The sequence below is a fragment of the Streptomyces sp. NPDC031474 genome, from assembly GCF_055581185.1.
The window spans coordinates 122733-142372 of record NZ_JBVIJX010000012.1; the positions used below are offsets into that span (position 1 = coordinate 122733).

The window sequence follows — 19640 nt, forward strand, 5'->3', positions numbered from 1 at the left end:
GGGACGCCCGGCGCCAGGGTGCCCCCCGGTGGTGGCGTCCCGCCCGCGGCGCGCCCCGGAGCAGGGGACCCGGCGGTCGAGCGCCCCGGCGCCCGCCGCTACATCGGATGGGACAGCCCGCCCGACGGCGGGATCCCCAGGGAGGCCAGCATCGCCGAGTAGCCGTTCCGGGCCCGCGCACCGTCGGCCGCGAGCCCCGCGGCGTCGCACGCCCGAATCAGGGTCCGCCACGCGGCGTCGCGGTGCCCGTCGATCTCGAGGCAGCGTTCGGCCGCCTCCACGGCGTCCACGGGCCGGCTCTGGGCGAGACGTATCTCGGCCAGGGCCACGGCCGCGCCCGCCGCTTCCCGGCGCAGCCGTTCCCGGTCGCCGGCCACCCACTCGGCGTGCCCGTCCTCGGGCAGCAGTTCACCCGCGTAGTGGTCCAGAGCGATGCGGAACGCGTCCGCCGCCTCCTCCGACCGCTTCTGCGCCCGGGCTCTTCGGCCGTCGCGCACCGCACGCTCGAACGCCGCGACGTCGCTCACATCGCCGGGCGCCAGCACCAGCCGGTAGGAGTCGCCCTGCCGCGCGATGAGCCGGGAACCGCCCCGGGGACGTTCCGGTTCCAGGAAGGAACGCAGACTGGAGACCGTCACCTGGAGGTTGTGCAGCGTGGACGGTGTCGTCACCCCGTCCCAGAACGCGAGCAGCAGATGGTCACGGTGGACGGCCTGGCCGGCGCGTACCGCGAGGAGCCGCAGCACCGCCTGTGCCCTGGGGCGCAGCTTCGCCCAGTCGTGCTCGCGCCCGGCCAGGGTGAACTCGAAGCCACCGAGGCAACGCACCGTCAGGCCCGGCGCCGACCGTGCCGCGAGGACGCGTCCGGACGCGGTGGTGTGCTGCCCGCCGGCTCTGGCCCTGCCCGTTGCGCCTCCGCCGTCCCCGAGCGGGCCGGTGGGGGCCTGCCCGGCAGGGGCCTGCCCGGCAAGGGGCTGTCCGGCAGGGGGCTGTCCGGCGGGGGCCGCGAGCGCGGTGAGCCAGGAACGCAGCCCGGCCACCGGCAGTCGCGCCGACCGGGCCGTCGACCAGGCGGCCTCCTGCAAATCGGCCCGGCTCGCCGCGTCAGGCGCCGCCAGCGCCATCGCGCCCATGGCCAGCGCACGTGCGCCCGTGACACCCGCCGACCGGGCGAACGCCTCCGCCTGGGCGGCGCGCTGCCCGGCGTCCGGCAGATCGTGCGCGACCTCCACCACGGCGAGGGCGGCCCGGCCCCACGCCTCCAGCGTGCCCCAGCCCAGCGCCCGGAACCGCCGTACGACGTCCTCCAACTCGCCGATGCCGGGGCGTCCCGTGCGCGCCGAGCGCAGGCACACGGCCGATGCGGCGAGCGCCGCCCCTTCGGCGTCGCCGAGCCGGGTGCACTCCTCCAGCACGACGACCGGCTGCCCGGCGTCCTCGGGGTGCGGCCCCAGGCCCAGCAGGCACCGGGCGGCCCGGCTCAGCCACAGCAGGTCCAGCCGTTCGGCGTCGTATGCGATCCGCTGGAGTTCCGGGTAGGGGACCGGCCTGGCCGGACCCCCGGCCAGCACGGCCAGCGCCACCCGGACCAGTTGCCCGGACAGCGCGACCAGGGCATCGTCCGTCGCCTCCGCCAGGGCCCGGCGTACGGTGGCGCCGGCCGTGCTGTCGCCGGTCAGGGCGGCGGCGATGCCCTGGACGAGGAGGGCGGCGGAGCTGCCGGAACCGTCCTGGGCGACGCGCCCGGCGGAGCGGCCGAGGTAGATGTCCGGGCCGCCCGCGACGACGATGCGCAGCGGGTCGGGCCAGTCGGCGGACCCGAGGCGACGGCGCCCCGCCGACGGCGGCGGGTCCTGACGATCGTCATGATCGCCCGCGGCGGCGCAGGCAGCGGCCCGGACGCGCAGCCGCGTCAGTTCGACGTCGGTCAGCGTGCCGGTGAGCCGCGCGCGCAGGCACTCGCGGAGCAGGGGCTCGGCGCCGTACGTCCGCCCGTCCGGATCGGCGCGCAGGACCCCGTGTTCGTGGGCCAGGGACCACAGCATCTCGGCGCTGTCGGTGCGGCCGGTCAGCGCGCGGCAGGCGTCGGCGGTGAGCCGGCCCAGCAGGCAGGTCTCCGTCAGGAACCGTCCGAGACGGCCGGGGAGCGGGGCGAGCACCTCCCGCTCCAGGTATTCGCGGCCGAACATCCCGTCGGCCAGGATCCGCTCCTGACCCGTGTCGGGGCGGGCCGCCACGGCTTTGGCGAACAGTCTCAGCGTCGCGGCCCTGCCGCCGGTGGCCCGGACGAGGGGCAGCGCGATCTCGGGGCGCAGCGCCGTGTCGTACAGGTACGGGAACAGGTGCTCGACTTCCCAGGAGCGGAAACGCAGGGCGTCGGCGTTCACCACCGTCGCGCCCGACGCCTCCAGCGCGGCCGCCGACAGCCCCGGGGCGGGGCGCGTCCCGATCAGCACCCGTGGGTGGGGCGGCGCCAGTTGGCCGAGCCGGACCGCAAGCGCCCGCGCGGCCGGTAAGAGCAGGTGCATGTCATCAATGACGACCAGTCGCCCGACGGGGCCGCCGTCCCCGGCATCTCGGCGCCGCGACATCCGCCGGTCCGCGCCGGGCGGCCCGGCGGAGCCCGCCAGCGCGTCTGCCGGATACCCGAGCGTGGTGAGCAACTCCCGCTCGTCGGCGTCGGGCCGGGCCTGGTACCACGTCACCGGACCCGGATGCGCCTTGGCCGCCTGCGCCAACAGCGCGGTCTTGCCGAAGCCGGGCGGGGCGATCACCAGGCCCGACGAGCCGTGCGCGAGCTGCTCGGTCAGGCGGCCCCGGGACATGGCCTCGGAGACCGGTATCCGGAACGCGGTCCACTGCTGAGCCGGTAAAAGACTCGTCATATGTCTCATCTCCGCTGTTCCCGGATGCTCTGACAGGGATGTCCCGTTTCGACATTTTCTTCTTTTGTGCTGGTCTTTAGTGCCACAAAGTCCGGCAGGTTATGGGGCGTAGGACTTGCGTGGCCGTGGGGTGTCATTTTCGTGCTTTTCCCTCATCCGGAGCGCCCGGAAACGGCCGATGCCAAAGAGAGTGCCGTTTCAGTACGGACGGCGGGGCGCAACTGCCGCGGCGGCCGCGGCTGCACCCGCTTCCGCCGACCTCGCGGTCGGGCCCGCGTTGCCCGCCGCGCTCACGAAGAGGGCGCCCGTGGACGGCGCGACCCCCTTGCGTCTGCCGTCCGAGGCCGCGCCCGAGCCGACGATCGTGGACGCCGCATGGGTGCCGTGGCCTTCGCGGCGGGCTCGGTGCCGAGCGCGGGGGTGACGTCCGCCCAGAACGCGGTCGACGGGTCGACGGGGGATGTACTGTCGCCACCCCCTCCTATCCGCTAACATAGAATAATTAGGTAGATAAATATCCCAGTAGGCGCGAGGAGTGACCGTGGACTTCGGGCTGACCGACGAGCAGGACCTGTTGCGCGCGACGGCACGGCAGTTCGTCGCCGACGTGTGCCCGGCCGAGAAGGCCAAGCGGTGGGACGAGGAGGGCGTCGTACCGCCCGAGCTGTTCCGGGGCATGGCGGATCTGGGGTGGTTCTCCCTGCCGTTCAGCGAGGAGGAGGGCGGCGACGGCGGGGGACCGCTCGAACTCATCCTGATCGCCGAGGAGTTGGGACGGGCCAGCTTCGACGTCGCCATGTGCTACATCGGGGTGCTCATCCCCGCCGTCACGGTGTTCCGCTGGGGCGGCGAGGCGCAGCGCGACTTCATCCGCGAGCAGGTCATGACCGGCCGCCACCGGCTCGCCGTCGGCCTCAGCGAGCCGGACAGCGGGTCCGACGCCGCGGCGCTGCGCACCACCGCCGAGGATCACGGCGACCACTTCGTCGTCCGCGGCCAGAAGGCATGGTGCACCGGCGGCGGACTGCCCGACACCACCATCGCGACCTATGTGCGCACCGGGCCCCGCGAGCCCAAGCACGGCGGCATCAGCCTCCTGCTCGTCGATCCCGCGACGGACGGCGTCGAGGTCCGGCGGACGCCGACGCTGGCCCGGCACATCCTGGGCACCAACGAGATCTTCTTCCACGAAGCCCTGGTGCCGAAGGAGAACCTCGTCGGTCCGCGGGACGAGGGGTGGAAGGTCATGCTCTCCAACATCGAGCTGGAGAAGGTGATCATCAGCGGGGGATACCTGGGGGCGGCACAGGCCACCTTGGACGAGATGCTGGAGTACGCCCGCACCCGGCACGCCTTCGGCCGCCCGATCGGGAACTTCCAGGCGCTCGCTCACGCCATGGCCGACCTGCAGACCGAGATCGACTCCGCCCGGCTGCTCGCCCACCGCGCGGCCTGGCTGCTCGCCCAGGGCAAGCCCTGCACCCGCGAGGGCTCGATGGCGAAGCTGAAGGGCTCGGAGACGTACGTCGCCGCCGCCCGGCTCGGGATGCAGGTCCTCGCGGGACACGGGTTCTCCACGGAGAGCGTGATGAGCTTCCGCTACCGGGAGTCGATCGTGGCCACGATCTCCGGGGGGACGAGCCAGATCCAGCGCAACGGCATCGCCCGCAGCATGGGCCTGCGCTCCTACTGAGCCTCGCCGTCCTGACCGGCCAGCCACTCCTGGTGGCGGGCGAAGTGGCCCCGGTCGCGGGTCACCCAGATCCCGGAGGCCCGGGCCAGCACGGCCCGGGCCGGCAGGAGCACCATCTCGCCCGCGATGTACCAGCGCCTGCCCTCCCGCTTCTCCACCCAGGCCCGGACCTCCAACGGGCGTTCCACCGGCACCGGCATGACGAAGCTCACGCTCAGTTCCGCCGTCACGCTCAACACCCGGTGCAGCAGCGGCAGATGGCCGAGACAGTCGTCCAGCACAGCGGCCGTCCAGCCGCCGTGCGCGACATCGGGACCGCCCTCCTGGTCACGCGGGCAGGACAGCGCGAACCGCGCCGACCCGTCCTCGTCGAGCTGCTCGCGCCGCACTCCCAGCCGACAGGACGCGGCCGCGCGGCACGCCCCGCACAGGGCCACTCCGCCGGGGGTCCGGGGCGGCTCCTGGAAGTCCGCCCCGGCCCAGGGGCCCGTGGGTGGCGTCGTCGGCATGGGGTGCCTCCTCGTGTCAGACATCGGCAAGCAGCGGGCGCAGCTTCCCGGCGATCAGCTGGACCTGGCGGGCCACCATGTCCTCGGGCATCCCGGCGAGCGAGGCCCACAGGAACACCCCCTCCACCGGCAACCCTGCCACGTACGCCTTGACGGCCTCGGCGGTGTCCTGCGGTGTGCCGTACAGGAACTGGCCGACGCCGCTCGCGGACAGCCCGCTCTTGCGCCACTTCTCCGGATCGATGGGACGGGGGACCGGCTGGTCCGTCCCCTCCACCAGGTATCTGCGGTAGCTGTCCCACTGGTACCGCAGATGCCTGCGCACCACCGGCCAGTCGCCCTCGGGGTCCTCGGTGACGAACGTCGTGAACGAGCCCTGCATCCGGGCCGCCGACGCGTCGTACCCGCTCTCGACGAGCCCTTCCCGGTACGGCGTCAGCAGCACCGGGTTCAGCGACAGCAACCCGGTGCCGAGCCGGCCGGCCCGCCGGGCGCCCTGCGGGCCCTGGTAGCCGAGCCAGATCGGCAGCGGGTCCTGGACCGGGGCGGGGGTGACCAGCGATTCGGCCCACAGGCCGCGGATCTCCCGCACCCGTTGATCGGTCGTGGTGTAGCGCTTGGCGAGGTCGGCTCCGTAAAGGCGGTACTCGGGGACCCGGTAGCCGGTGCCGAGACCGAGGTCGAGGCGGCCGTCGCTGATGATGTCCACGATCGCGGCCTGTTCGGCGATCTCGGGCGCCGCGTGCAGCGGGGCGGGGACGACCGCGGTGCCCAGGCGCACCCGGCGGGTGCGGGCCGCGGCGGCGGCCGCCATGGTGAGCGGCTGGGGGAGGTAGCCGTCCTCGAAGCCATGGTGTTCGGAGAACCAGACCGAGTCGATGCCCAGCCGGTCCGCCTCCTCGCACATCTCCAGGGCGAAGCCGTACAGGCGCGCCCAACTCTGCCGCCATGGCGGCGGGTTGCGCAGGTCGAAGTAGATGCCCACCTTCATACGGGGCCGCCTTTCAGGGTGCCTGCCGTGGTGTCGTGCGCCAGCCGGATCGTCGCGCGGGCGACGGCCACCCCGTCGCCGGGCGGCAGCAGCCGTACCGGGCGCAGTTCCAGGGTTTCGATCTCGGGGAGGTCCTCGACCATCGCCGAGATCCGCAGCACGGTCTCCTCGAGGGCCGCGAACTCCACACCCCGCCGCTCCAGCAGGGGGGTCGCCCGCAGCGAGCGGACCATCTCGCGGGCGTCGCGGTCGCTCAGCGGAGTGACGCGGTGCGCGACGTCCGCCATGAGGTCGGCGTAGTCCCCGGTCAGCCCGAAGGAGACGACCGGGCCGAACACCGGGTCGGCGCTGACGGAGAGGAACGCGTCCGGGCCCGGCCCCGGTTCGCAGTTCCGTACGGCGATCCCGTACGCGTCCAGCAACCCGGCGGCGACCGCCGGGGGAACGGCGCCGGGGCCACAGGCGGCGACGAGTGACCGGGCGCGCTCGGCGTCGACTCCGGCGAGATCCGGTATGACGCCCGCGGGGGTGCTGCGCCAGGCCTGGTAGGCCGCCGCGTGCCCGAGCGAGCCGGCCGCCGCTTCGGGGAACGTGTACGTCGGGACGACCAGGTCGCCCCGGTGCAGGAGTTCGGCGACGCCCGCGCCGCCCAGGAAACTGGCCACCACCGGTTTCTCGGGCCGGGCCGCGGCCGCGTCCAGGATCGCCGACGCGACCTCGTCGGGCTTGTCGGCCAGCGGCGGCATGAACAGGACGATGGCGGCGTCGATGCCGTCGTCGGCCAGGACCGCGTCCAGCGCCTGCCGGTAGTGGGCGGCGGTGGCCGTGGGGGTGAGATCGACCGGGTTGGAGACGTCGGCCCGGGGCGCGAGGGCCGACCGGAGCGTCTGCCGGGTGTGCTCACCGAGCGCGGGCACGCACAGACCGCTCGCCGCGCACGCCCCGACCGTCAGCGCCGCCGGCCCGCCCGCGTTGGTGATCACGGCGACCCGGTCGCCGGGCGGGGGCGGCTGATGGGCCAGCAGCAGAGCCACGTCGAACAGCTCCTGGAGACTGCGGGTGCGGATCACGCCTGACTGGGCGAACAGCGAACTCACCGGCGAGTCCGCGAGGCCCGGGTGAACCGCGACGATCGGTTTGCGCGGGGCGATCCGGCGGGCCACGCGGGCGAACCGGCGCGGATTGCCGAAGGTCTCGACGTGCAGCAGGATCACCGAGGTCCCCGGATCCTCCTCCCACCACTGGAGCAGGTCGTTGGTGGACACGTCCACGGCGTGACCCACCGACACGAAGCCGGAGAAGCCGAGCCGCAGCCGCCGGGCGAAGTCGAGCACCGCGAGCCCCAGCGGCCCGGACTGGCTGGACATCGCCACCCGGCCGGGCGTCGGCAGCGCGGGCGAGAACGTCGCGGCCAGCCGCGCGGCCGGGCTCGTGTTGATCACGCCCATGCAGTTGGGCCCCACCAGCCGCATCCCCGAAGCCCGGGCGAACCGGGCCAGCTCCAGTTCGCTCGCCCGGCCCTCGGCTCCGGTCTCGCCGAAGCCCGTGGAGACGACCACCACCGCCTTGACGCCGGCCTCGGCACACTCTCGTACGGCATCGGGCACGGCCTCGGCGCGTACGGCCACCAGCGCCAGGTCAGGTGGTTCGGGAAGGTCACGGACGTTCGGGTGGGCGGCCACGCCGGCGATCCGCTCGGCCTGCGGGTTGACCGGGAACACGCGGCCGCCGAAGCCGCCCCGCAGCAGGTTGGCCACGATTTCGTGGCCGATGGTCAGCGGGCTGCGGTTCGCCCCGATCACGGCGACCGACCGTGGTTCGAGCAGGGGCCGCAGGGAGCGCCGTACGGCGGTGTGCTCGCGGCGCTCGGCCCGGGCCACGGCGAGGGCCTGCGGGTCGACGGCGATCTCGAAGTGGATGATCTGGCCCGGCGGGCCGGCCTCGATCCGGTAGCCGGAGCCCAGGAAGACGTTGATCATCCGGGTGTTGTCGGCGAGGACGTCGGCCTCCAGCACCCGGATGCCGCGCGCACGGGCGGCGGCGGCGATGTGCTCGAGGAGCAGCCTGCCGAACCCCTCGCTCTGGTGGTCGTCCCGGATGGTGAAGGTGACCTCGGCGTGCTCCGGATCCTGCGGGTCGCGGACGTAGCGGACCAGGCCGGCGATCTCGTCGCCGGCCAGGGCGACGAGCGCCAGCTCGTTGAGGTAGTCCACGTGCGCGCCGCGCCGGATGTCGTCGTCGCGGGCGCGGACCACCGGGCCGAGGGAGCGGTAGGCGAGGGTGGCCCGGGACAGACTGCCGACGAACGCGACCAGACGGTCGGCGTCCTCGGGCCGGATCGGCCTGACGAACGTCGACCGCCCGGTCCTGACGAGCCCGGGCCGCTCCAGATCCTCGGGGTACGGGGGAGTGGTCACCGCCGGTTCGCCTCGCCGCCGCTCAGACGGCCGCCTCCTGGGGAGTCTGCTCGGGCAGGTCGAAGAGCTCGTTGAAGGTGCCGCGCGTGACGCGCTCGCGCACCTCGTCCGGCACGCCGTCGAACAGGTCGTGGAGCGTGGCCTGGGTGTGGCCGTAGGTGCCCTCCAGGTGGGGGTAGTCGTCGCCCCACATGACGTTGCGGTAGCCGGTCGACTCGACGATCTCCACCGAGCTCTTGTCGTGCTGGAAGGACGCGTACACCTGCTGCCGGATGATCTCGCTGGGCAGCCGGCTCAGCTTCGGCCGGACGAACATGCCGTGCTGGCGGTAGGCCTCGTCCATGCGGTCGCCGATGGCCGGCACCCAGCCCGCGCCGCCCTCCGCGATGAGGATCTTGAGGTCGGGGTGACGGTCCAGGGCGCCGCCCGCGACCATGTGGGACACCACCCGCATGCCCGGGTAGGTCGTCTCCATGTAGTTGACCACCGCGCCGCCGGGACCTCGGAAGACGACGTTCTGACCGCCCGTGCCGATGTGGAAGCCGAGCACCATGCCCGCCCGCTCGGCCGCGGTCCACAGCGGCTCCCAGCGGTCGAGGGCGTACTCCTCGCCCTCCCGGGTCGAGCACGGCAGGAAGACCGCCTTGAAGCCCAGCTCGGCCGCCCGCTCCAGCTCGGCGACCGCGTCGCCGACGTCGGCGGTCGAGACGCAGGCGGTGGTGATCACGCGCTTGTTCTTGCGGAGGATCTCCTCGTGCGCCCAGTCGTTCCAGGCCCGTACGGTCTCCCGGGCGAGCTCCCGGTCGGTGATCGACACCAGCCAGAACCCCATGGAGGGGAAGGCCAGTTGGGACCACACGCCCTCCTGGTCGAGGTCCTTGAGACGGACGTTCAGGTCCCAGGCGCCCGGCGGGCGCATGGCGTCCATGAAGTCGCCGAGCTGGCGGTCGATGCGCTCCCCGTCGATGTAGAGCATCTCGTACTTCTCGCCGCGCTCGCTGCGCGGGGCGCGGGCGCCGAGCCGTGCGGGGAGCCTCTCGGTCCACACGTCGGCGGGTTCCATCACGTGCGAGTCCCCCGAGTTGACCCAGATCTTCGACATGACGCTCCTTCGGGCCAATGGATGTAATCAGTTAACGATTTTAGTTGTATGGCGGACCGAATGGAAGACCGGGATTGAAAGCGTCTAATTGGTTGACTGATTGCGCTGATAGCTGGAAGATCTGGGCACCGAGCCGCGAGGAGGCGCCATGGTGGGTGACAGGGACACCGCTGACAGGTACTTCGAGCCCCAGGTGGAGACCATGCCCCGCGAGCAACTGCGGGCGCGGCAGGAGGAACGGATCCTGGAGCTCGTCGAGTACGCCTATGCCAACTCGGCCTTCTACCGCGAGCTCTGGGACGAGCACGGGGCACACCCGCGCGACATCCGGTCCCTGGCGGACTTCCGGGCGCGCGTGCCGTTCGTCAGGCGGCCCCGGGGTGATGTCCGAGGGCGGCGGCGGGCTGCACGCCGAGCAGCACTTCGAGTACCACCGCCCGGTGCGCGCCGGCGAGACCCTCTTCGCGCACACCGTCCCCGGACGCAGCTGGGAGAAGCAGGGCCGCAGCGGCCGTCTCCTCTTCAGCGAGCGCATCACCGAGTACCGGGACGCCGACGGCGAGCCGGTCGTCAGCGCAGTGACCGTGGCCGTCGTCCCCGAGGGCCCCGCGACCCCGAAGGACGCCCGATGAGCGTGAGTGTGGCCGACATCAAGGTCGGCGAGAGCCGCGAGCGCGTCGTCGTCGGCGACCTGAAGCGCACCCGGATCGTGCAGTACGCCGGCGCCTCCGGCGACTTCAACCCGCTGCACACCGACGAACGGTTCGCCGTCGAGGCCGCGGGATACCCGGGCGTGTTCGCCCACGGCATGCTGACGATGGGCATGACCGGCCGGGTCCTCACCGACTGGGTCGGCCCCGAGGCGCTGCTGCGCTACGGCGTGCGCTTCAAGGCCCAGGTCTGGCCCGGCGACACCCTGACGGCCACCGCCATCGTCGACTCGATCGAGGACACGCCGTCCGGCCCGGTCGCCCGCTTCTTGCTGCGCACCGTCAACCAGGACGGCGTCGAGGTGGTCGCCGGCACCGCGGCGGCCCGCCTGGAGCCCTGAGCCGGTGGCTGCCGCGCAGGAGCCGGGGCAGACGGCCACCTGGACCACGATGGTGAACCGCGCCTACGACCACCCCCGCCCCGCCGTCCGGTTCGGCGACCTGACCTGGACCGGACGCGAACTCCTCGACCGGGCGGCGGGAGCGGCCGGCTGGCTGGACACCCTCGGCCTGGCGCCCGGCGCCCCGGTGGCCGCCCTCGTCGCCACCTCCGCCGACGCGCTCGCGCTGGTGATCGGCGGCGCCGGATCCGGCCATCCGCTCGCACCCCTCGGCGTCCGGATGACGGCGCACGAGATCGCCCGCGTGGTCAAGGAACTACCGGCTCACATCCTGCTGGCCCAGCCCGAGTTCGCGGAGCTCGCCCACCAGGTCGCCGAACTCTCCGGCCGACGGGTAGCCGTGGTGCCCGAACTGCATACGCCCACACGGGACTTGACGGCCCGACCCGACGAACTCGCGGCCGTACTGCACACCTCCGGGACGACGGGCCTGCCCAAACCCGTCCCGATGACCCAGCGGCGCCTGGCCGCCCGAGCCCGCGTGAACGGGCGGCTGTGCGGGGTCGACCCCGACAGCTTCTACGGCGGCAGCGCGCCCTTCCACCACATCGCGGGCCTCGGCAACATCGCCGTCGCCCTCGCCGCCGGCGCGCTGATCACCGGACTGCCCCGCTTCACCGTCGAGGGCTGGGGCCTGCTGCGGCACCTCGGCACCACGCACACGAGCATGGTCCCGGCCATGCTGGAGACCCTGCTGGCGGCCGGTGAGGCACGGCACGAGACCCTGCGGACCCTCCAGTACGGCGGCGCGCCCATCCGCCCCGGCACCCTGCGGCGCACGTACGAGGCGATGCCCGGCGTCCGCATGCTCAACATGTTCGGCCAGACCGAGGGCTCGCCGATCAGCGTGCTCACCCCCGAGGACCACCGGGAGGCGGTCGCCGGACGCACCGAACTGCTGCGCTCCGTGGGGCGTCCCGCCCCGGGGGTCGAGCTCAGGGTCGACGACATCGGACCGGACGGCGTCGGCGAGATCCACGCCCGCGCCGACCACTTCTTCCGGATCGACGCCGAGGGCTGGCTGCACAGCGGCGACCTGGGCCGAGTGGCACCGGACGGCTATCTCTACCTCGTCGGCCGCCGCACCGACATGATCATCCGGGGCGGCGAGAACGTCCATCCGCTGGAGGTCGAGACGGTCCTGACCGCTCATCCCGGCGTCGCGGACGCGGCGGTGACGGGCGTCCCCGACGAGCGGCTGGGGCAGACCGTCGTCGCCTTCGTCGTACCGGCCGATCCCGACACCCCGCCGGATCCCGCGGCGCTCAGGAGTCACACCCGTGCCCGGCTGTCCGGGTTCAAGGTCCCCGTCCGCTGGTGGTTCGTGGACGACCTGCCCCGCAACGCCAACGGCAAGGTCGTACGCCGTCGTCTGCGGGAGCCGTACCAAGGAGGAAGACGTGCCTGACCCCGTCGACCCACAGCGACTCGACACCCTGCTGAGCCGCATCCGCCTGGAGGTGGAGCACGGCCCCCTGCCGTCGGCCCAGGTTGCCGTCGCCCACGACGGCCGGCTGGTGGTTTTCCAGACCTACGGCGACGCCCACCCCGGCACCCGGTACGTCCTCCAGTCCGTCGGACGGTCGATCGTCGCGGGCGTGGTGTGGAAGCTGATCGGTGAGGGGCTGCTCGACGTGGGCGAGCAAGTCGCCGCGATCATCCCGGAGTTCGCGCCGAACGGGAAGGAGACGGTGACGGTCGAGCAGGTGCTCACGCACACCGCCGGATTCCCCTTCGCGCCCCTCGGGTACCCCAAGATGCTCGACCGCGAGCAGCGGCTCGCCGCCTTCGGCCGCTGGCGGCTGGACCACCCGCCCGGCAGCCGGTTCCAGTTCCACCTCACCTCGGCGGCCTGGCTGATCGCCGAGATCGTCGAGCGGCGCACGGGCCTCGCCTTCGCCGACTACCTGCACGAGCGGGTCGTACGGCCGCTGGGCCTGACGTCGATCGAGCTGGGCGTGCCGGTGGACCGGCAGCCGGGCAGTGTCGCCCCGATGCTCGCCACCGACCGCACCGACGACGGCCGGGAACCCGACCCCTGGGGTCCTTGGTACCTGTCCGACCCGAAGGTCCTGGCGGCCGGCGAACCCAGCCACGCCCTGGTCGCCACCGCCGCCGACGTCGCGCTCTACTTCCAGGCGCTGGTCCACTCCGGGCTGTGGAGACCCGGGGCGGTGGCGGAGGGCACACGGATCCGGCTGACCGGCCATCCGTACGGCGAGCAGATCTACGGGGGCGGCGGCGGTCGCCGGACGAGCATGGGGCTGTTCGTGACCGTGGCCGGACCCGACGCGGGGAGCAACCTGCCGTCGACGGGCTCGCCGTCGCTCTTCGGCAGCGCGGGCGCGGCGTACCAACTGGGCTTCATGGACCCGGAGTCCGGCCTGTCCTTCGCCTGTCTGAGCAACGGCTACCCGCTGGCCGGCTACGACCACTCGCCGCGCGGTACCGCGTTTGTCACCGACATCGCGAACCTGGCGGCGGGCCTGGTCGGTTAGACCGGGCCCGCCGCCAGGCGGGGGCACTGCGACGCTCAGCGGCTGATCAGTTGCTGGGCGTTGTTGTACATGATGTCGTCCTGCGCGGACTCGTCGAGCTCCGCGATGAGCTTGCGGAAGTCGCCGGGGGCGGCCAGGCCCTCCGCGTGCGGGAAGTCGGAGCCCATGACGATGGACTCGTGGTAACCGAGCCGCCTGACGACGCCCACGATGTCGTCCTCGGGGTAGGGCACCACACGGATGTGCTTGCGGAAGATCTGGCTCGGCCGCTCGTCCAACTGCCCGCCGATCCAGGGGCCGTTGCGGCCCATGCCTCGGCTCTTGTCCATGTGGCGGACGAAGTGCGGCACCCACTCGGAGCCGAACTCGGACACCAGGACGTTGATGTTCGGGAAACGCCCGAAGAGGTTGTCGAAGATCAGCGCGGACAGCGTCTCCTCGATGGGACGCTGGCCGTAGGTGTTCTGCCACTGCCACGCCGACATCCGGAAGTGGATGGGGTGCGGGTCGAAGCCCCAGGAGGGCGCCACCTGCGAGTTGTAGTAGAACTCGCTGATGTGGTAGCAGACGCTCGCCTTCGCCTCGTCGACCAGCTTCCAGAACGGGTCGAAGTACGGGTCGCCCGGCGAGCGGCCGTACACCGGGCCGGTGGGCAGCAGGATGAAGCGGGCGCCCTGGTCCAGGACGTACTCCAGTTCCTTGACCGCGCTCGGCAGGTCGCGCAGGGACAGCAGCGCGGGCGCGTAGATGCGGCCCTGGTGGTCGAAGCCCCACACCTCGTTCATATAGCGGTTGAACGAGTGGTAGTTGGCGTAGAGCGGTTCGACGCCCTTCACGTACTCCTCGGCGACCAGTGCCCAGCCGCCCGGGTACATGATCGTCTGGTCGAGTCCCTGCTCGTCCATGACCCGCAGCCGGGACTCGCGGTTCTGGTACGACTCGTGCATCGGCTCGAACTGGTATGTCTCCTCCGGATTGCCCGAGGCCATCGCCTTGAGCATCTCCTTCAGCGAACCGGGCCGGTACACCTGCCCGAACTCGGGCTCCAGACATACGACGATCCGGTCCCCGGCGAGGATCACCTCCCGCCCGTCCGGCAGCGTCACCGGTGCGACCGCCGCACCGAGGAACTCCTTCGGTAGGTAGCGGGTGAAGGAGTCCCGCTCCTCGTACATGTGCTGGTCGCAGTCGAAGATGCGCTTGCGCTGTTCGGCCATGGCCGTCGCCTCCGGACCCCAGGAGCTATTCAGTACGCCTTCTATAATTATCTAACTGTTTCTCGGAGGCAAGGGGTTCGTGGGGAGAGGCTTGCCCGCGGGTCCTGTCCGCGGGATTCGCCCTTGGGTCCCGCCGGTGCGGCGGTCGCCTCAGTCGATGAGTTCGAGCACCGTCTTGGGGCCGGCGGCGTTCACGACGTCGTCGGCGCTGGAGATGTGCCGCTGCCACAGCTTCTCGGCCTCGTCCGCCTTGCCGGACTCGATCAGGCCGACCAGCCGTACGTGTGCCCGGTGTCCCTTGAGGGCCTGCGTCTTCTGGGCCTCGGCGTCGGTCGCGGCCGCGGTGTACGAGGCGTTGGCCCGGTCGATGATGTTGCGCAGCATGCTGCACAGCAGGATCAGGGTCTGGTTGCCGGTGAGCTCCACCAGGAGGGCGTGGAAGGCGTCCTGGGCGTCGACCAGGGTGAGCGGGTCGTCCAGGGCGGCCTTCTCGGCGGCCACCGCGTCACGCAGTCGCTTGATGTCGTCCGCGGTGTGCTTGGCGGCGAGTTGGCGGGCGCAGGGCGGTTCGATGACGGCCGCGGCGCGGTAGATGTCGCCCAGGGTGGCGCCGCGGTATTCGAGGATCAGGCCGGCGAAGCGGGCGGCGACGTCCGCGTCGGGCGCGCTCACCCGGGCGCCGCCGTGGGCGCCACGGCGCACCGTGATCAGGGACTCCGACTCCAGCACGCGGAACGCCTCGCGCAGGGTCGGCCGGGAGATGCCGAACTGCTCCATCAGTCCCGACTCCGGCGGCAGTGCGTCGCCCGGCTTCAGTTCGCCCCGTACGATCTGGCGGCGCAGGTGGGCCGCGACCAGTTCGGCGGTCTTCGGCACCCGCACCTGGCGTCCGACGCGGGTGCGGGCGGGGGCGGGCACGGTCGCCGTTTCGCTTGCGCGGGCAGCCTCGGCCACGGTGGGCTCCTCATATAGCAAAATGAATCGTCTTAGTGCATCGAGGGTACCAGGTCAAGGTATAGATGATCTTGTCTTCCGCGGACCTGGTCTGGTGTCCCGGCCATCGTTGGGTATATAGATGATTCATCTAGCTATAAGCCAACGGGCGTCCGTGGGAGTGACCTCGATGACCGAGAATCCGACCCCGGTGATCCTCACCGAACTCAACCCCGACGGGGTCATGCTCCTCACTCTCAACCGTCCCGAGCGGCACAACGCCTGGACGCTGGAGATGGAGCTGCTCTACAACGAGCTGTTCGACCGGGCGGAGGCGGATCCGCGGGTACGGGCCGTGGTGCTCACCGGCGCCGGGCGCAGCTTCTGCCCGGGGATGGACATGAGCGTGCTGGACGGGGCGTCGTCGGGCGCCCGCCCGTGGCCCACCGGGCAGCTGCCGCCGCGCACCCGTCCCATGACCTTCCCGAAGCCCGTGGTGGCGGCCGTCAACGGGGCCTGTGCGGGCATCGGGTTCAATCAGGCGCTGATGTGCGACGTCCGGTTCGCGGTGCCCCACGCCAAGTTCGCCGCCGCCTTCAGCGCACGCGGGCTGGTGGCCGAGGACGGCGTGTCGTGGATCCTGCCCCGGCTGGTCGGCCACGGCAACGCCGCCGACCTGCTGCTGTCCTCGCGCCGCGTCACCGGCACGGAGGCCCTGTCGATGGGCCTGGTCAACCGCCTGGCCGAACCGGAGGAACTGCTCCCGGCGGCGCTGGCGTACGCGACCGAACTGGCACGCACGGCAAGCCCGTACGCGATGTCGCTGATCAAACGGCAGCTCGCCGACGACCAGGCGAGAACCTTCACCGAGAGCAGCGACAGCGCGGCCGCGCTCCTGGCCGTGGCCAAGCGCGCCCCGGACTACCGGGAGGGCGTGCTCAGCTTCATCGAGCGCCGGCGGCCGCAGTTCGCGGGACTCGGCGAGACGGCGCCGGAGCCGGCGGAGAGCGCGTCATGAGCCGCGCCGATCTGCCGCTGCACCGCCGCACGATCACTGTCACGGCCCACGAGGAGGAGGGCGGGGGCGAGATCTCCGTCGAGGCGGAACTGCGCGACGAGCGCCCCTGGGAGGCGCCGCCGGGCGGGGTCGTCCACCGGATGACCCTGACCGTACGGGTCCGCCTCGACGACATGGTGATCACGGCCGCCGGCGCGGACATGCGGACCTTCCCGCACGCGGAGTGCCCGCTGATCGCGCCGGTCTTCGACGGCCTGGTCGGGCTCGGCGTCGCCGCCGGATACAACCGGGCGATCCAGGAGCGCTTCCGGGGTGTCTCCGGCTGCACGCACCTGTACGAGCTGAGCCGTGCCCTCGGCCCCGCGGTCGTACAGGCGGCGATCTCGGCGGGCGCGTTGCGCCGCGCAGCCGACGGCGCACCGGTCCACAACCCGCGCGCCACGGCGGGCGTCCTGAACAGCTGCCACATCTGGGCGCCGAACGGCGTGGGCCTGCGAAAACTCGACGCAGGCTGGCGCCCCGGCACAGGCCCCCGCCCAGTCCCAAACCTCAACACCTTCAAGCCCCCGGCGCTCCCTGACGGGCCGGGCGCCCCCTGACGGGTCGGGCGGTCTCTGACGGGTCCGGCGGCTCCTGGCAGGTCGGGCCGCGCCGGCCCGGGTGCGGGAGCCTGGCGCCTTTGTGTGCGCCGACGACCCCTGGTGGGTTCGGCGCCCCTGACGGTCCGGTGGCCTGCGTCGGGTTCGGTGCGTCTGACGGGTTCGGTGGTGCCTGGCGGGTCCGGTCCCTAGTCGGGCTGCGGACCTGGTTCGGGGGCTGGGCGCCTTCAGGCGCGCCGGCGGCCCTGACGGGTTCGGTCGTCCTTGGCGGTCCTGCCGCTTCGGAGCGGAGCGGTGCGGGCTCGGGTCGAGGTCGCGGACCTGGTCGGGAGCTGGCCTTTGTGTGCCCCCCTGCCCCGCCCTGCCCCGCCCTGCCCCGCCCTGCCCCGCCCTGCCCCCCTGCCCCCCTGCCCCGCCCCGCCCCGCCCCGCCCCGCGCCGCCCCGCGCCGCCCCGCCCCGCGCCGCCCCGCGCCGCGCCGCCCCGCGCCGCGCCGCCCCGCCCCGCGCCGCGCCGCCCCGCCCCGCGCCGCCCAGGGGGGTTGGGGCTTCGGTCTGTTGGGTTTTAGGCGGCGTTCGGGCGTGGTTCGCGGGGGAGGCCCAGGACCTTTTCCGCGAGGATGTTTCGCTGGACCTGGGACGTGCCCGCGTAGATCGTGCCCGAGCGGGCGATCAGGTACGTCGTCGACCAGGACGCCGAGGAGTTCGCGGCGCCGGGGTCGTCGGTGCGGTAGGTGCGCAGGGGCTGCCGGCCGACCGGAACCTGGCCGTGCAGGCCCATGATGTCCATCGCCAGATCGGTGACCTCGGTGTGGTATTCGCTCCAGTACAGCTTGGCGATCGACGACTCGGGACCCGGCTCGGCGCCCTTGAGCCAGCCGGTGAGGATCCGGTACCCGAGGCAGCGCATGATCTCGACCTTGGACCAGCACCAGGCGATCCGCTGCCGGATGACGGGATCCTGGTCCTTGCCGTACTGGCGGGCCAGTGCCACGAGGCGTTCCACCTCCGCCCGGAACAGGATGGGGTTGGTCGCCGCCTCCTCCCCGCGCTCGACGCCCAGCAGGCTCTGGGCGACCGTCCAGCCGTTGTCGACGCCCCCGACGACGAGATCCGCGCGGGTGCGGGCGCCGTCGAAGAAGACCTCGTTGAAGTGCAGCTGCCCGCTCATCATGCGGAACGGCCGTACCTCGACGCCGGGTTGGTCCAGCGGCACAAGGAGGAACGAGATCCCGCGGTGCTTGGACGCGTCCCGGTTCGTACGGGCCAGGACGAAGATCCAGTCACTGTGATGGGCGCCGGACGTCCACACCTTCTGTCCGTCGATCACCCATTCCGTGCCGTCCAGTACGGCGCGCGTCTTCAGGGAGGCCAGGTCCGAGCCCGCGTCCGGCTCCGAGTACCCCTGGCACCAGGTGTCCTCGCCGCCGAGGATCCGCGGCAGGAAACGGCTCTTCTGCTCTTCCGTGCCCCAGCGCAGCAGCGTGTTCGCCAGCATCTTCACACCGAAGGTGTCCTGCGGCAGCCCGAACGGCACCCCGGCCAGCGCGAGCTCCTCCATCAGGACGACCTGATGCAGCTTGGACAGGCCGCGGCCGCCGTACCGCTCGGGCCAGGTGAGGGACAGATAGCCGCGCTCGACGAGCCGGCGGCGCCAGTCCCGGGCGAAGGCCCAGGCCGCGGCCTCGTCCAGCGCGCCGATGCCCTTCCAGTCGGGCGGCAGCGCCTCGGCGAGGAACTCCCCGACCTCGGCGCGGAAGGTCTCGGTCTCCGGGGGATAGCTGATGTCCACCTGTGATCGCTCCTTGTCGGCCTGCCCGCACAGCTCATCGCTGTATTGATTGTTTCAGCATAATAGGTTATCTATTTAACGGGAATGGCGTCGAGTCAGAGGCAGACAGGCGGGCTGACATGGGACTGCTGGACGGCCGCAACGCGGTGATCACCGGCGGCGCACAGGGCATCGGCTTCGAGATCGCCGCAGTCCTCGGCGCCGCGGGCGCGCACATCGTCCTCGGCGACATCAACGAGCACGCCGCGGCCGAGGCCGCCGAACGCCTGGCCGAGCACGGCGTGCCCGCCACCTCGCTGCGCTGCGACGTCACCGACGAGAACGAGGTGGCCGCCCTCGTGGCCCACTGCACCGAGGCCTTCGGACCGGTCGGCGTCATGGTCAACAACGCCGGGATCACCCGGGACGCGACCCTGCGCAAGATGCCCCTCGCCGACTTCCGCGCCGTGATCGACGTCCACCTCACCGGCGCCTGGAACGGCACCCGCTACGCCGCCGAGGCGATGCGCGCGCACGGACAGGGCGGCAGCATCGTCAACATCTCCTCCATCGCCGGCAAGGTCGGCAACTTCGGCCAGACGAACTACAGCGCCGCCAAGGCAGGACTCGTCGGCCTCACCAAGGCAGCCGCCAAGGAACTCGCGAAGGCGGGCGTCCGCGTCAACGCCGTACAGCCCGGCCTGATCCGCACCGCCATGACCGAGGCGATGCCCCGGGCCGCCTGGGACGCCAAGCTCGCCGAGATCCCCCTGGGCCGCGCCGGCGAACCCGCCGAGGTCGCCCAGGCCGTCCTCTTCCTCGCCTCCGACATGGCGAGCTACGTCACCGGAGCCGTGGTCGAGGTGACCGGCGGCCGGTACATGTGACCTCCGCTTCC

The 19640-nt window shown here is 72.3% G+C and carries 16 protein-coding genes; 8 read left to right on the forward strand and 8 right to left on the reverse strand.

What is annotated here, in order from left to right; genetic code table 11:
- Window positions 1–98: 98 nt before the first annotated feature.
- Window positions 99–2885, reverse strand: coding sequence for an AfsR/SARP family transcriptional regulator (locus ACZ5SK_RS25965; RefSeq protein ID WP_468576629.1), 2787 nt, complete (start codon window positions 2883–2885; stop codon window positions 99–101).
- Between the two features lie 541 nt (window positions 2886–3426).
- On the opposite strand from ACZ5SK_RS25965, the gene ACZ5SK_RS25970 reads away from it, so the two are divergent.
- The gene (locus ACZ5SK_RS25970; RefSeq protein WP_334574923.1) at window positions 3427–4578 is read left to right on the forward strand and encodes an acyl-CoA dehydrogenase family protein; all 1152 of its coding nucleotides are present in this window, start codon (window positions 3427–3429) and stop codon (window positions 4576–4578) included.
- Here the strand turns inward: ACZ5SK_RS25970 and ACZ5SK_RS25975 are convergent.
- Genes ACZ5SK_RS25975 through ACZ5SK_RS25990 form a run of 4 tightly spaced genes read right to left on the reverse strand, consistent with a single transcriptional unit; the run spans window position 4572 to window position 9597 of the window.
- Window positions 4572–5087: a PaaI family thioesterase gene (locus tag ACZ5SK_RS25975; RefSeq protein WP_334574922.1), complete on the reverse strand. Its 516-nt coding sequence runs from the start codon at window positions 5085–5087 to the stop codon at window positions 4572–4574. The genes ACZ5SK_RS25970 and ACZ5SK_RS25975 overlap by 7 nt on opposite strands.
- Before the next feature lie 16 nt (window positions 5088–5103).
- Complete coding sequence (locus ACZ5SK_RS25980; RefSeq protein WP_334574920.1) at window positions 5104–6078, reverse strand: LLM class flavin-dependent oxidoreductase; 975 nt, start codon at window positions 6076–6078, stop codon at window positions 5104–5106.
- Complete coding sequence (locus tag ACZ5SK_RS25985) at window positions 6075–8495, reverse strand: bifunctional acetate--CoA ligase family protein/GNAT family N-acetyltransferase (protein ID WP_361703018.1); 2421 nt, start codon at window positions 8493–8495, stop codon at window positions 6075–6077. The genes ACZ5SK_RS25980 and ACZ5SK_RS25985 overlap by 4 nt, the downstream gene beginning before the upstream one ends.
- Window positions 8496–8517: 22 nt before the next feature.
- Window positions 8518–9597 (reverse strand): amidohydrolase family protein, encoded by a 1080-nt coding sequence (locus tag ACZ5SK_RS25990; RefSeq protein ID WP_334574918.1) that lies wholly within the window; start codon window positions 9595–9597, stop codon window positions 8518–8520.
- A 383-nt stretch (window positions 9598–9980) separates the two neighbouring features.
- On the opposite strand from ACZ5SK_RS25990, the gene ACZ5SK_RS25995 reads away from it, so the two are divergent.
- The 4 genes from ACZ5SK_RS25995 to ACZ5SK_RS26010 are packed head-to-tail and all read left to right on the forward strand — an operon-like array spanning window position 9981 to window position 13206.
- Window positions 9981–10229: an FAS1-like dehydratase domain-containing protein gene (locus ACZ5SK_RS25995; RefSeq protein ID WP_334574916.1), complete on the forward strand. Its 249-nt coding sequence runs from the start codon at window positions 9981–9983 to the stop codon at window positions 10227–10229.
- Complete coding sequence (locus ACZ5SK_RS26000) at window positions 10226–10648, forward strand: MaoC/PaaZ C-terminal domain-containing protein (RefSeq protein ID WP_334574914.1); 423 nt, start codon at window positions 10226–10228, stop codon at window positions 10646–10648. The genes ACZ5SK_RS25995 and ACZ5SK_RS26000 overlap by 4 nt, the downstream gene beginning before the upstream one ends.
- A gap of 4 nt (window positions 10649–10652) precedes the next feature.
- On the forward strand, window positions 10653–12116 hold the full coding sequence (locus ACZ5SK_RS26005; RefSeq protein WP_334574912.1) for a class I adenylate-forming enzyme family protein: 1464 nt from the start codon (window positions 10653–10655) through the stop codon (window positions 12114–12116).
- The gene (locus ACZ5SK_RS26010; protein ID WP_468576630.1) at window positions 12109–13206 is read left to right on the forward strand and encodes a serine hydrolase domain-containing protein; all 1098 of its coding nucleotides are present in this window, start codon (window positions 12109–12111) and stop codon (window positions 13204–13206) included. Before ACZ5SK_RS26005 ends, ACZ5SK_RS26010 begins: the two co-directional genes overlap by 8 nt.
- 35 nt (window positions 13207–13241) lie before the next feature.
- Here the strand turns inward: ACZ5SK_RS26010 and ACZ5SK_RS26015 are convergent, their stop codons facing one another.
- Window positions 13242–14423 carry an amidohydrolase family protein gene (locus ACZ5SK_RS26015; RefSeq protein ID WP_334574909.1) on the reverse strand — a complete coding sequence of 394 codons (1182 nt, stop codon included), beginning with the start codon at window positions 14421–14423 and terminating at the stop codon, window positions 13242–13244.
- A gap of 150 nt (window positions 14424–14573) precedes the next feature.
- Window positions 14574–15377 (reverse strand): FadR/GntR family transcriptional regulator, encoded by an 804-nt coding sequence (locus ACZ5SK_RS26020; protein ID WP_334574907.1) that lies wholly within the window; start codon window positions 15375–15377, stop codon window positions 14574–14576.
- A 169-nt stretch (window positions 15378–15546) separates the two neighbouring features.
- On the opposite strand from ACZ5SK_RS26020, the gene ACZ5SK_RS26025 reads away from it, so the two are divergent.
- Together ACZ5SK_RS26025 and ACZ5SK_RS26030 are read left to right on the forward strand one after the other, a co-directional pair.
- The gene (locus ACZ5SK_RS26025) at window positions 15547–16374 is read left to right on the forward strand and encodes an enoyl-CoA hydratase-related protein (RefSeq protein WP_334574905.1); all 828 of its coding nucleotides are present in this window, start codon (window positions 15547–15549) and stop codon (window positions 16372–16374) included.
- The gene (locus tag ACZ5SK_RS26030; protein WP_468155952.1) at window positions 16371–16973 is read left to right on the forward strand and encodes a DUF2889 domain-containing protein; all 603 of its coding nucleotides are present in this window, start codon (window positions 16371–16373) and stop codon (window positions 16971–16973) included. Before ACZ5SK_RS26025 ends, ACZ5SK_RS26030 begins: the two co-directional genes overlap by 4 nt.
- Window positions 16974–17536: 563 nt before the next feature.
- Here the strand turns inward: ACZ5SK_RS26030 and ACZ5SK_RS26035 are convergent.
- The gene (locus ACZ5SK_RS26035) at window positions 17537–18763 is read right to left on the reverse strand and encodes an acyl-CoA dehydrogenase family protein (protein WP_334574901.1); all 1227 of its coding nucleotides are present in this window, start codon (window positions 18761–18763) and stop codon (window positions 17537–17539) included.
- Between the two features lie 119 nt (window positions 18764–18882).
- Here ACZ5SK_RS26035 and fabG point away from each other — a divergent pair, with 119 nt between their 5' ends.
- The gene (fabG, locus tag ACZ5SK_RS26040; protein ID WP_334574900.1) at window positions 18883–19629 is read left to right on the forward strand and encodes a 3-oxoacyl-ACP reductase FabG; all 747 of its coding nucleotides are present in this window, start codon (window positions 18883–18885) and stop codon (window positions 19627–19629) included.
- Window positions 19630–19640: the final 11 nt, after the last annotated feature.